Origin of the sequence: Pseudonocardia abyssalis (assembly GCF_019263705.2) — a bacterium.
In the GTDB taxonomy this organism is placed as follows: domain Bacteria; phylum Actinomycetota; class Actinomycetes; order Mycobacteriales; family Pseudonocardiaceae; genus Pseudonocardia; species Pseudonocardia abyssalis.
Genome location: NZ_JADQDK010000001.1, coordinates 2627556 through 2640054, shown reverse-complemented (window position 1 = coordinate 2640054; position 12499 = coordinate 2627556). Strand labels below are relative to the sequence as shown.

Sequence of the window (12499 nt, the reverse complement as noted above, 5' to 3'; positions counted from 1 at the left end):
CACGGTGGGAACGGCGTGCCGACCAGGCTTCCCGGCTCTCCACGGCCCGCGTGCGAGCCGACGCCGCGAACGCTAGCATTGTTTCAGTAATTACTGAAGTGCCTAAGGAGGTTTGGGTGGCGGACCTCGACGCGGTGTCGGAGAAGCTCGCTCTCGCCCTGAACGAGGCCGGGATGCAGCGGATGGTCGCCCGGGTGATGGCGGCGTTCCTGTTCAGTGACGCCGACTCGCTCACTGCAGGCGATCTCCAGGCACAGCTCGACGCGAGCGCGGGATCGATCTCCGCGGCGATCGGCATGCTCCGCGCGGTCGCACTGGTCGAACCCGCGATCGTCCCGGGCAGCAGGCGCGCCCATTTCCGGATGCGTGACGATGCCTGGTCCACGCTGATGACCGGCAAGAACGCCACACTGGGGCTCATGCAGGAGATCGCGGTGGAAGGGCTGACCCACGTCGACCCGGGCAGTCCGGCGCACGGCCGCCTCACCGAGATGGCCGACTTCTACCGATACCTGGAGGTCGAGCTCCCGGCGCTGATGGATCGGTGGCACGCCTCGCGCGGAGACCGGAGGTGAAGCCGAGTGACCCGCCACAATCGGCCGGTCGGGGCACCACGGACCGATAGGGTGGACTCCGGTGCGCCGGGAAGTCTGGTCGGCAGTCGTGTCGTCGACCCTCGGGGATCCCCATGAGCACACCGCCCAATCCGGTTCGACCCCGCCTCTTCGGTCGAGGGACGTGGCCGGAGGCCTACCGCATCGGTGACATCCTGCGTACGGAGACCGTCGGCGGGGTGCTGCTCGTCGCCGCCGCCGCGCTCGCCCTGCTCTGGGCGAACTCCCCGTGGGGTGACGTCTACTCGGCGATCTCGGAGTTCCGGATCGGTCCGGCGGCGCTGCACCTGGACCTGACCCTGGCCCAGTGGGCGGCCGACGGCCTGCTGGCGATCTTCTTCTTCGTCGCCGGTCTGGAGCTCAAGCGGGAGTTCGTCGCCGGGGACCTGCGCGATCCGCGCCGGGCTGCGCTCCCGGTGGCTGCGGCGGTGGGCGGCATGGCCGTGCCGGCCCTGTTCTACGTGGTCGTCAACCTCGGGGCGGGGGCTGACGCGCTCTCCGGCTGGGCGATCCCCACCGCCACCGACATCGCGTTCGCGCTCGCCGTGCTCGCCGTCATCGGCACGAGCCTGCCCGCGGCGCTGCGGACGTTCCTGCTGACCCTCGCCGTCGTCGACGACCTGCTGGCGATCACCATCATCGCCGTCTTCTACACGTCCTCGCTGAACCTCCTCCCGCTCCTGCTGGCGTTGCTGCCGTTGGGCCTGTTCACGCTGCTGGTGCAGCGGCGGGTGCGGTCGTGGTGGCTGCTGCTGCCCCTCGCGGCGATCACCTGGGTTCTGGTGCACGAGTCAGGGGTGCACGCCACCGTCGCCGGGGTGCTCCTCGGGTTCGCGGTGCCGGTCCTGCGCCGCACGCCCGGGCCGGGGCCCGGGCTCGCCGAGCATTTCGAGCACCGCGTCCGGCCGATCTCGGCCGGCTTCGCCGTGCCGGTGTTCGCGTTCTTCGCCGCGGGGGTGTCGGTCGTCGACGCCGGCGGGTTCGCCGCGAGCCTGTCCGACACCGTCGCACAGGGGATCATCGCCGGCCTGGTCCTGGGCAAGGTGATCGGCGTGCTCGGCGCGACGTGGCTCGTCCAGCGGTTCACCCGGGCCCAGCTCGCCGACGGCCTGTCCTGGTGGGACGTGCTCGGCCTGTCCATGCTCGCCGGGATCGGGTTCACCGTGTCGCTCCTGGTCGGGGACCTCGCCTTCGGGGCCGGGAGCGAACGCGACGACCACGTCCGGATCGCCGTACTCGTCGGGTCGCTGATCTCCGCCCTGCTGGCCACGGTGGTGCTCCGCATCCGCGACCGGCGCTACCGCCGGATATGCGCGCAGGAGGCGATCGACAGCGACGCGGACGGCGTCCCCGACGTGTACCAGTCCGACCGCGGTACCGGAACTGAGTAGTCACGATCTCCTGCGGAATCCGACATTTCGGAGTATGTTATCCGCTGGTGCGCCGGGAAGTCTGGTCGGCAGTTGACGACCGGCGTCCGAAGGGTTTCCGATGACCATCCCCGCACCACCGCCACCCGAGCCGGCCGATCCGAATCCCCCACGGGTCCTCTCATCGCGAGAACGCGCCCTGCTCGCCCGCATCGAGACCGACCTCACCGAGGCCGATCCGGAACTGGCCCGTGACCTGGCTACCCGCAGGGCCCCAGTGCTCGGCGTCCCCCCACCGATGTCGCCACCCCAGCTGTGGCTGCTCGTCGCGATCATGGTGGTCCTGTCGGGCGCCACCCAGCTTCCGTCGGCAGTGTGGTGGCCGGTTCTGCCGTTGCTGACCGTGCTCCTCGTCGTGCCCTGGATCGTGTACTGCCTACGACATCCAGCCGCTGACTGAAAGGCTTCTGCTCCTGTCGAATGCGGCTGGGCAGTCCCATTCGCTCGGTGGGTTCAGGGTCGCGTTCCGCGGGGTCGAGATCGCTGACCGGAGCAGCGGTGACGTGGGCATCGGGGGCCGATCGGGTGAGGGCCGTCCGACGCCCCGGCTTCCGCGACGGGACGGACACCCGGATCCTCGGTCACGGCGGTTGTGGTAGCGCGCCTCCGGCGGCGGGATCGGTGTCCCCCGGCCCGGACGTAGTTAGCACTGTCTGAAAGTGGGTTCACCGGGCTGAGAGGCTATGACCTGCGGCGATCGACCTCGCTCCGACACCCTGCGACTCTACTCTCACGTCACAGTAGGGTTCTGCGGGTCCGGCCCCGACGGCGTGGCCCACCTCCCGGCATATGGAAGTGACGATGGCGCCCCCCGCCCTGCCCGTACGACTGCTCCCCGCTCGTCCCTCGTGGTTGAAGCCATCGGTGCTGCGGGTCGAGGCCCTGTCGGGTCTCGTGGTGGCGCTGGCGCTGATCCCGGAGGCGATCGCCTTCTCGATCATCGCGGGCGTCGACCCGCAGGTCGGGCTGTTCGCGTCGTTCACGATGGCGGTGACCATCGCGTTCGTCGGAGGGCGGCCCGCGATGATCTCCGCGGCCACCGGGGCGATCGCGCTGGTCGTCGCACCGCTGGCCAGGGAACATGGCGTCGAGTACCTGGTTGCCGCGGTGATCCTCGGCGGGCTGCTCCAGATCGCTCTCGCCGTGGCGGGTGTCGCGCGCCTCATGCGTTTCCTCCCGCGCAGTGTCATGGTCGGTTTCGTCAATGCGCTGGCGATCCTGATCTTTACCTCGCAGCTGCCCTATCTGGTGAACGTGCCGTCGACGGTCTACGTCCTGCTCGCCGTGGGGTTGGCGCTACTGGTCGGGTTGCCGCGATTGACCCGGGCCGTCCCCGGGCCGCTGGCCGCGATCGTGGCCCTCACCGCGTTCACAGTGGCTGCCGGAGTGGTCGTCCCGACGGTCGGCGACCAGGGTGAGCTCCCCGACAGCCTGCCGGTCCTGGGGTTCCCCGCCGTTCCGTTAACGCTGGAGACGCTGCAGCTCGTGGCTCCGTTCGCGCTCGCCATCGCGCTGGTGGGACTGATCGAGTCGTTGATGACCGCGAAACTCGTCGACGACATCACCGACACCCATTCGGACAAGACCCGTGAGTCGTGGGGGCAGGGAGTTGCGAACGTGGTCACGGGGTTCTTCGGCGGTATGGGCGGCTGCGCGATGATCGGCCAGACGATGATCAACGTGAAGGTCGGTGGCGCGCGCACACGGGTGTCGACGTTCCTGGCCGGTGTGTTCCTGCTGGTGCTCGTCGTGGCCGTGGGGCAGGTGGTGGCGCTGATCCCGATGGCTGCGTTGGTCGGCGTCATGATCATGGTTGCCGTGGGGACCTTCGACTGGCACAGCGTCAAGCCCGCGACGCTGCGGATGATGCCGCGCAGCGAGACGACAGTGATGTTGTCCACCGTCGTGGTCACGGTCGGCACCCACAACCTGGCCTACGGGGTCGGGGTCGGGGTGCTGACCGCCATGGTGCTGTTCGCCCGGCGGGTGGCGCATCTCGTGGAGGTCACGAGCGTGCTCGACCCGGACGCCGGCACGAGGGTCTATCGGGTCACGGGCCAACTGTTCTTCGCATCCAGCAACGACCTGGTGTACCAGTTCAGGTACGCCACGGACCCCGAGAACGTGGTCATCGACCTGTCCGAAGCCCACGTCTGGGACGCCTCGACTGTGGCGGCCCTCGACGCCGTCACCACCAAGTACGAAGCGCGCGGCATCACCGTGACGATCGTCGGGATGAACAGCAACAGCCGCGATCGACATGATCGGCTGGCCGGCCGGCTCACGGACGCCCATTGACGCTCCCGCGGGCACCGCGGGAGCGGCGAGGATTCGTCACCCCTCTTGAGGGAACGGATCTCACCGCCGACAAGCTCCCCAAACCTCGACCGACCCTTCGGCCGAGCACGAGAAAGGACGACACACCCGTGACGCAGTCCCTCAACGACATCCTGCTGGAGCCGGCCAGGCGCCCGACGGTCGTCACCGACCTGCAGGCACTCGTCGACCAGGAGGTGTCGGATTCCGGTGGGGTATCCGGCGCTGTGATCAAGACTGGATACGCCACCGTCAAGAAGGTCAAGCCCGGCATCGTGTCGCACGCAGTCGACACGCTGCTGCCGGAGGTCGCTGTGGCGCTCCAGCCGTTCTACGACGACTACCGCGCGTCCGCCGGCACGGACTTCGGCGCTTACCTCTCGGCCCGTCCGGCGCAGGCCGCCACCGCTCTCCTGGGCGTCGCCGACTCGCGGGCGGAGCAGAGCAGCTCCGACACGCTGAAGAAGGTCTATGCAAAGCTGCGTCCGCAGGGCCAGAAGAACGTCGAGGAGGCTCTCCCGCGCCTGGGTCGTCTCATCGACCAGCACGCCGGCGCCGGAGTCTGACCCACGGGCCCTGTGTGCGGAACCGCGGCACGGCCATGGGGTCGTGCACAGGGCGTCGTCGGCTCCGCCCGGGCCAGCCCTCACACCGGGGTAGTGTTTCCTGATGGTGGCGGCTGGAGACGGCAGACGGGCGCACGATGCGGATCGGTGAGGTGTCCAACCGCGTCGGTCTTTCCCACGCACGATCCGTCGAGATCGGCCTGGTCATCCCCTCGGACCGGTGACCGGGCAGCTTCCGGCTCTACACCGACGCCGATGTCGAGCGGTTGGAACTGGTCAAGACGCTGCGACCGCTGGATCTCTCGCTCGACCAGGTTCGAGAACTCATCGAGACCATGGACTCCGCCGCGATCACGACCGATGCGGACGAGGCAGACGTGATCTCGAGCCGGCTCGCCATGTACCGGGTGCTCGCGGAGAGCCGTATCGAGACCCTGCGATCCCAGGTCCAGGGTCTGGAGAGACTGTCCCGCGCGATCCGGACCATCGAAGCCGAAGCGCGGGAACGCACCATCTGAACCTGTTGATGGACCTGTCCACTGAAGCGCCCCGTGAGTGGCGGAGGCTCTGGCCGAATCCGCGGAACTCGAGCATCCCACGACGTCCATCAAGGCCCGGGACGTGACACTCCGTTCGGCAGGCCCGACACGACGCGTGACACGGTCATGCGGGAAGCAGGTGCTGCCGTGGTCGAGATCGGTGACGAGGAGCCCGGGCGGGCGACCGGAGGACTGACGTGATGTGTGCACGCCGGAGCACGAGCTCGTCGCGTGCTGTCAGGACGCGCGGTGAGCGCTCGTCGGACCGCTCGGGAGCAGCCTCACACGCACCGCCGCGCCTTGGCCGACCGCAGGGTGGCGCGCACGAGGCCGGCAGCCAGCCCGCGAAGGTGTCCGGCGCGGTCCAGGCGGTCCACCCAAGCGACCGGGATGGCTGCAGTTCCGAGCCGGGCAGCGGAGATCGCCGCCGAGATCGCGGCGATGCGAGCGGTGTCGCCGCCGAACCCCACCGCCTCCTTCACCGTCGCCACGTAGCTGTCGGGATGTCGCAGGACGGCGACGAGTGCTGCCGGGACGGACTCGGACGCGATCGGCCCGGCGCCGACGACATCGGCGACCGGATCGGGCCAGCGGTCGGTGAGGAGCGTGTGCACCGCCTCGAGGGCGTGACGGAACGCGTCCGATGTGAGACGCGCGGAGATTGCGCCGAGGACGACGGTCGGGTCGAGCTGCAGTGGCCGTTGCGGTGTTCGGAAGGCGATCGCTGCCGCGATCGCCACCGCGGCAGCGCCGTCCTGACCGATCTCGTGCGGGTGCGTGAGCCGGGCTGATGCACGCGCGATGGCTGCGAGTCGATCGAGGTCGTGGTCCGTGGGCGCGACCGCGACGCCCCACACCGCAGCCCCGTTGCCGGTGCCGCCTCGGACGACGTTCGACTCGCCGCGGCGTAGGGGGCGCCGGGCGTCGTGCTCGCGCAGGCCGCGGATCTCGAGCGCCGAGAACTCCATCGGCAGCGCGGTCCCTGCACCGTCGACTGCGCCGAGCCGTGGCTCGACGGAGAGGCGCGCCAGCACCGTGTGCAGCATCCTCGTCATCGAGGACCAGTGCAGCGGCCGCGTGTCGTACGCCCAGCGTTCGATCTCCCACCGATCGACCCGCTCCTCACCCGAGAACGGCGCGCCGATCGCCTCTGCACAGGCCAGTCCCAGGAGCATGCCCAGGACGCGGTCGTGCAGCGACCCGTCGCCCTCCAGATATGTCATCTGATGTCGACATGCGGGGTCACGACGAGCAGCTGTCCCGGCGCCGATCCCGACGATCGTCGACCGTCGCCCGGGCGGTCCGCGCGGGGGAGGGCCGACCTCGCAACGATCATGGGCATGTGTGCTCCTTCGGGTCGATGAGGACATCGGCACGCCAGAGGCGGCCCGCCTACTGGACGGGTTCAAACTATCATCATGTGAGGTTATGGCAGCCTCCATCAGGCGCTCCAAGCAGGTCATCGGGTATCTCATTCCTTACAGAGCAGCAGGATATGGTGGACGCGAGTCGCTCGATCACGAGCCGTGTCCGGCCACCCTTACGGGGCGGAGCCGACCGGGCCGAAGAAGCGGGTATCGAGTGGGTCGTCGCTCGACCTCGCGGCTCACTGATGGTGCCCGGAGAGTCCGGCCCGACGAACGGAGGACGATGTCTTCAGTTGCGACTGCGCAGCCACTTCGGATCCTGTACCGGTCCTATGCGGGCCACGGTGCTAAGCCGCGCCCCCCGTACTTCAGCAAGCTGCTGGCGCTCGTATCCCTGTTGCGGGCCGCGGACCGGTTGCCCGTGCGTCCGGAGGTGGTGTTTCTCAACGACGGTCCGATGCCCCACGACCGACTCCGGGTGATGGAGGCCTACGGCGAGGTGCGTGCGGTTCGACGTGGGGGGAGCGACCGGAGCTCCTACCGGGAGATGCTGGCCGACGAGGCCGCCCGCCCGGGGGAGGGGGCGGACCTGATCTGGCTCGCCGAGGACGACTATATCTACACCGACGACAGCCTCACGCGCCTGGTGACGGCCGCCGAGGACCGCCCGGAGGTCGACTACCTGATGCTGTACGGCTCGTTCGCCGTCGACGTCGACCGCAGCAGGGGTAGGCGGCTGACCTTGCTGCCGCAAGGAGGGTCCGACGGCCCCGGCGCGGCGGTGGTGGACATACGGGGAACGACGTGGTTCAGGATCGCCAGCACGACGAGCACGTACGGGTTACGGCGCCGGGCGTTGCGGGAGGACCTGCGACTTCTCAGGTTCGGCGCGCTGACGGGCGGGGCATGGGATGACGCGACCTGCCGCATGCTGCAGGGCTTCCTCCCGTTCGCGCCGGGGGTCGTCCGTTCCGACCTGCTGCCCTTCGGTCGGGAGCCGGTGTCGGGCTGGCCGCGCTCGATCGCCCGCGGGCTGGTCCGGTCGGCGGCCGTACCGATGTCGCGGCGCCCGTCGTCGCGGCGGCGCACCTTCCTGGGCTCCGATCCCGAGCTGGCGTTCCACATGGAGGACGGCGATGTGTCGCCCCACCCGGCGAGCACCCGCACCTCCAAGATCGACTGGGCGACGGTGGCCGCCGAGTCGATCCAGTGGGGGCGCGACCGCGGCATCCGGTTCGAGGGCGGTTCCTAGTCGTGCCCGGCAGGCGCGCGGCGCGGCGGGGGACGGGTCCGGACACAGGTTCCCGTTTCATGGTGCTCGACCAGGCCGACACGGCGCTCGGTGAGATCAGTCTGCGCCGTCGACACGACCCCGTCGCAGGTATCGAGGTGTTCGAGGCCAAGCTCGACGACGAGTTCCTCATGTCCAGCCTGTTCACCGTGGCCGAGATCGAGCTCGCGCGGCGCGGCCTCGCCGCTGTCGACAGCGGCCCGCTCGACGTCGTCGTCGGCGGTCTCGGCCTGGGCTACACCGCCGCTGCCGTGCTCGACGACCCGCGAGTCCGATCCCTGACGGTGGTGGAGGCCCTGCCCCAGGTGATCGCCTGGCATCAGCAGGGACTGTTGCCGCCGTCGGACCGCCTCATGGGTGACCCGAGGGTCGCCCTGCGGTGTGCGGACTTCTTCGCGCAGGTCGCCGCGGAAGACGGCCTCGACCCGGAACGTCCCGGCCGACTGTACGACGCCGTCCTGATCGATATCGACCACGCGCCGGATCACGTGCTCGTACCCGCCCACGCCGCGTTCTACGAGGCTGCGGGCATGCGTCGGGTCCTGGCGCTGCTGCGTCACGGCGGTGTGTTCGGGATGTGGTCCGACCGCCCTCCACTGGACGAGTTCGGTGCGTTGCTGGGTGAGGTCTTCTCCCGGACGTGGACCGAGGTCGTCTCCTTCCCCAATCCCGTCACCGCCGGGAGGTCGGCGAACACCCTCTACCTCGCGCGTCGCTGACCGCACCCGGTCCGGTCCGATCAGACGTCGACCGGGACGTCGGCCAGGTCGATCCACAGGTCGTGCGGCGAGACGAACCGTCGGTCCCCGTCGAGCCGGGCGAGCGTGTCCAGAACGGGTCCCCGGGCTCCGTGGTCCTGTGCCGCGGCCAAGATATCGATCTTCGTGGTGATGTGGCCGACGAAGACTCCCTCGACGACGTCGAGGATCTCCATGCGGGTGACGGGGTGTTGTCCTGACTGCGAGTCGTGGGTCATGCGGTCACGGTACTCTGACATCACGAGAGTGTTGTAGGTGCTCGGGGCAGCTGTACTACCAGCGTAATCGCTGTACTGATCGTGTCTCGCTCGCCGCCGACCATGACAGGGCAGGCGATTTCAGGAGGAGCGGATGTCGGTGCAGGAGACAGTGCAGGAGTTCTGGAGGAACAAGGCACGCGGGTTGCTGCTGGGCCAGGCCGCAGCCGATGCGGTGGCCTCCGGCGGCGACGGGGTCGTCATGCGCTACGGCGCTTCCACGGCACTGGCCCTCGTCGTGGGCGAGTACGTGGGGCTGCACGGCACCGTCGGCCCCGACGACATCCGACCGCTCGCGACCGCGATGGCGCACACCTGGTGGACCTCCCGTGACCGCGAGGGATGGGGACCGCGGGACGCTCACAGGTTCGGGGCAGTCCTCGGTGGCGACGTGTACCCGGTCCCGACGGAGTTCGAGCCCGCCTCCGACGGTGTGCTCGCAGCCGCGGTCGTCGCTCCACTGGCACTCATGGCGGCCGGCTCCGAGGTCCACGGGCTTGCCCGCCGGTGTGCCGCGGTGCTCTCCATGGATGCGGAGGAACGGTCGGCTGCGGCCGTGTTGGCGTCGGCTGCCGCCCTCGCACTGAGCGGGGAACTGCACCGTCCGCTCGACGCCGATCGGTTCGTCGAACGGCTGCAGGAGGGCGCAGGCTCCGGTCTCGCCGAGGATCTCGCCCTCGTGCAGCAGCTCGCCCGTGGCGCGTCGCCGGCCGACGTAGCGGCGGTCTTCGCCTTCGGTCGGATCGTCGGGGAGTCGAACTCCGCGGCGGCAGTGTGTACCGCGCTGCTCGCGTTCCTGCTGCACCACGACGATCCGGTCGCCTGTGTGCGCTTCGCGGTCGACGTGGGTGGTGACTTCACCGTCACGGCGGCGATGGCGGGAGCGCTGAGTGGTGGCCGCTGCGGCGGGATGGCTCTGCCTCTGATGTGGATCGACCGGCTCGAGCGCGTGGAGCAGGTGCGAGGCCTGGCCGACCGCATCGCGTCCCGGCATCGCGCCCCGCTGGTGTCCTGATCGGGCCGGATCCGCCTGAGCGGCCTCCCGTACCGTGCCGGCCGGAGTCGCGATTGCTCACTCTCGGTCCGGCACGGCGCACGCAGGGCCTCGACCGCACGCGAGCGCCCCGGCCGCCCTGTGCACGTGCAGCGGCCGTCCGATCCGGGCTCGCCAGGAGACGGGAACGCCGCACTGGCCGGTCCAGGCGCCCAGCAGAGCGCCGAGCATGCTCGCGGCGGTGATCCGGGTGGCCCGCACGCTCGGCGCCCAGCCGATGGTCTCGCCGAGCTCGACCAGTGCCGCCGACGCGTCTTCCGGATGGGTGAGAAAGGCGTCGATCGCAGCGTGGAGCCCCACGGCGTCCGCTGCGCCGGCGGGGCCGCTCGTCGAACTCAGGACGGGTGCGATGCCCTGCCGGAGGTGGTCGCGCATCGCGGCCATGGTCGGCAGCGTCCTGGCCGACGGGATCGGGTGGCGGGCCACCGTGCGGGCGACCGCGGTGAACGCTCTGGCGATGACGGCCTCGGCTGCGGTAGCCCCCAGGGTCCGGGCGCACTCCTCCAGTATCGGCTGTGCCTCGGCGGCGGTTCGTGCGGCGAGCGGCAGCGCGGTGACGGCGAGGCTGATCCCGGCGCGCGGCCCGGTCGAGCGATGGGGCTCCTGCGCGTCACTGTTGTTCATCAGGGCCCGCAGGCGCCGACGGTCGATCTCGCTATACCCGTCGTGGTCCTGCGTGATCCACCACGTCCTCGCCATGGTGGCGGCCAGGGAGGATCCGGTCGACGGCGGGTCACGGCGGCCGAGATGTCGGGCGACGGCGAGCGCCTGCGCGATGTCGGCGGACCGGTCCGGGGAGCCGTCCTCGTCGCACGTCGGCGTCTGGAACCAGGCCAGTGTGTCGGTGCCACGGCCGGCCGCGTCACCGGCCACGAGTCCGATGAGCATGCCCCGTACCCGGCAGCACATGTCGGCGTCCGCACTCGGGCGTCCGATCTCCAGCGCCGCGCGCGCCTGTCCTTCGTCGATGAAGCCCATGCGTCAACTCTACCGCTGTGTCAGAGTTGGCGAGGCTCGCGCACCGCGACGATCACGACGGTGAGCACCGCCGGGAGAACGCAGAGGCCGAGCAGCGCAGGCCGGTAGGAATCGCCCGACGCCCGGCCGATCGCGAGCAGGAACGGCCCGAGGGCCGAGGCCGCGACGGCGACCGCGTGCACGACACCGCGGGCGGCCCCGATCTGTGCGGTACCGAACCAGCGAGGCAGCACGGCCGCCTCGACGGTGCGGAACGCGTTCCCCGCCACGCCGACCGCGAGTCCGTAGCCGATCGCACCCCACCCGGGATGGAGGTGGCCCGCGGACACCAGCGCGACCATGACCATGAGCATCGAGCCGACCATCACCGGCTTCGCCGGGATCCGGTCGAGCACGACGCCGACGAGCAGGGTCGCGGCGAGCCCGGCCACTGTCTGCGGCAGGAACGTCGCCGCCGCCTCCGCGCTGGTGAGGCCGCGCTCGCCGAGGACGTCGATCTGATGGAAGGTCAAGGCGGTCACCACAAGCGACAGCACCCCCACCCCTGCGGTCAGGACCCAGAACGCGGGGGCCCGCAGGATCGTCCCCAGTGCCGCGCCATCCGTGACGGCCCGGCCGGGGCGACGCGAGCGTGGCGGCCTGCGCGGCAGTCCCAGCAGCGCCAGCGGGATGAGTACCACCCACACCGCGACACCCTGCACGAACCAGCCGACGCCCGGGCCGTAGGTCGTCACCACCCGTTCCAGCAGTAGCGGTGTGAGCGAGATCCCCGCGGTGCCGGCCGCGCTCACGACACCCATGGCCGCTCCGAGTCGGTGGGTCACGTGGTAGGCGACGACGGTGGTCGCGGTCAGGGTCAGCGCTCCCTGTCCGGCGAACCGGATCCCGATGAACCCCGCCGTGAGCCCCACGACCTCACCGGCCGCGGCCAGGCCCATGAGCACCGCGCCGAAGAACAGGGATGTCGCCAGCAGGACGGCGCGGGCGCCGAAACGGTCCAGCGCGCGGCCGACCAGGGGCATCCCGGCTGCACCAGCCAGGGTGCCGATCAGGTACGCCGCCGCGACCGTCTCGCGGCTGATACCCAGTTCCGCGACCATCGGGTCGACGAAGACCGAGACCACGGCCGTCTGTCCCGGTGCGGTGAGGGCGTAGGCGATCGCCCCGACACTCACGATCCGGGCATCGCGGCGGGCGCCGGTACCGGGGGGCGGGGTGCGGACGCCGGCATCGTGCGGGGGCAGTGGTTCCTCCTCGGGCGATGCCGGTCGGCGGGTAGACGGTTTCGGCGCTGTGCCGCGGCCGACGGTCCGTTTCCGCTCCGCAGTC

Annotated in this window: 12 protein-coding genes and 1 pseudogene; 9 read left to right on the top strand and 4 right to left on the bottom strand. The window is 70.2% G+C overall.

Features of this window, described 5'->3' with window-relative positions; translation table 11 throughout:
• Positions 1-116: 116 nt before the first annotated feature.
• The 6 genes and pseudogenes from I4I81_RS12655 to I4I81_RS12630 form a co-directional block, all read left to right on the top strand.
• Positions 117-575 carry a GbsR/MarR family transcriptional regulator gene (locus tag I4I81_RS12655; RefSeq protein WP_218602766.1) on the top strand — a complete coding sequence of 153 codons (459 nt, stop codon included), beginning with the start codon at positions 117-119 and terminating at the stop codon, positions 573-575.
• Between the two features lie 113 nt (positions 576-688).
• A complete protein-coding gene (gene nhaA / locus I4I81_RS12650) occupies positions 689-2005 on the top strand; it encodes a Na+/H+ antiporter NhaA (RefSeq protein ID WP_218602767.1) in 1317 nt (438 codons plus the stop codon).
• Positions 2006-2105: 100 nt separating this feature from the next.
• On the top strand, positions 2106-2444 hold the full coding sequence (locus I4I81_RS12645) for a DUF3040 domain-containing protein (protein WP_218602768.1): 339 nt from the start codon (positions 2106-2108) through the stop codon (positions 2442-2444).
• 401 nt (positions 2445-2845) lie between these two features.
• Positions 2846-4342 carry a SulP family inorganic anion transporter gene (locus tag I4I81_RS12640; protein ID WP_218602769.1) on the top strand — a complete coding sequence of 499 codons (1497 nt, stop codon included), beginning with the start codon at positions 2846-2848 and terminating at the stop codon, positions 4340-4342.
• 128 nt (positions 4343-4470) lie between these two features.
• Complete coding sequence (locus tag I4I81_RS12635) at positions 4471-4926, top strand: DUF6918 family protein (RefSeq protein ID WP_218602770.1); 456 nt, start codon at positions 4471-4473, stop codon at positions 4924-4926.
• A 248-nt stretch (positions 4927-5174) separates the two neighbouring features.
• Positions 5175-5444: pseudogene (locus I4I81_RS12630) on the top strand (MerR family transcriptional regulator); the annotation flags it as partial.
• A 302-nt stretch (positions 5445-5746) separates the two neighbouring features.
• On the opposite strand, the gene I4I81_RS12625 reads toward I4I81_RS12630, so the two are convergent.
• A complete protein-coding gene (locus tag I4I81_RS12625) occupies positions 5747-6835 on the bottom strand; it encodes an ADP-ribosylglycohydrolase family protein (protein ID WP_226363907.1) in 1089 nt (362 codons plus the stop codon).
• 454 nt (positions 6836-7289) lie between these two features.
• Here I4I81_RS12625 and I4I81_RS12620 point away from each other — a divergent pair, with 454 nt between their 5' ends.
• On the top strand, positions 7290-8084 hold the full coding sequence (locus I4I81_RS12620; RefSeq protein WP_218602773.1) for a hypothetical protein: 795 nt from the start codon (positions 7290-7292) through the stop codon (positions 8082-8084).
• 59 nt (positions 8085-8143) lie between these two features.
• Complete coding sequence (locus tag I4I81_RS12615; RefSeq protein WP_218602774.1) at positions 8144-8842, top strand: polyamine aminopropyltransferase; 699 nt, start codon at positions 8144-8146, stop codon at positions 8840-8842.
• 20 nt (positions 8843-8862) lie between these two features.
• Here the strand turns inward: I4I81_RS12615 and I4I81_RS12610 are convergent, their stop codons facing one another.
• Positions 8863-9099: a DUF2795 domain-containing protein gene (locus tag I4I81_RS12610; RefSeq protein ID WP_218602775.1), complete on the bottom strand. Its 237-nt coding sequence runs from the start codon at positions 9097-9099 to the stop codon at positions 8863-8865.
• Positions 9100-9238: 139 nt separating this feature from the next.
• Here I4I81_RS12610 and I4I81_RS12605 point away from each other — a divergent pair, with 139 nt between their 5' ends.
• Entirely contained in the window at positions 9239-10153 is a 915-nt protein-coding gene (locus I4I81_RS12605) for an ADP-ribosylglycohydrolase family protein (protein WP_218602776.1), read from the top strand.
• A gap of 57 nt (positions 10154-10210) precedes the next feature.
• Here the strand turns inward: I4I81_RS12605 and I4I81_RS12600 are convergent, their stop codons facing one another.
• Both I4I81_RS12600 and I4I81_RS12595 read right to left on the bottom strand, forming a co-directional pair.
• The gene (locus I4I81_RS12600) at positions 10211-11170 is read right to left on the bottom strand and encodes an ADP-ribosylglycohydrolase family protein (protein ID WP_218602777.1); all 960 of its coding nucleotides are present in this window, start codon (positions 11168-11170) and stop codon (positions 10211-10213) included.
• Positions 11171-11190: 20 nt separating this feature from the next.
• Positions 11191-12345: an MFS transporter gene (locus I4I81_RS12595; RefSeq protein WP_218616048.1), complete on the bottom strand. Its 1155-nt coding sequence runs from the start codon at positions 12343-12345 to the stop codon at positions 11191-11193.
• Between the last annotated feature and the right edge of the window lie 154 nt (positions 12346-12499).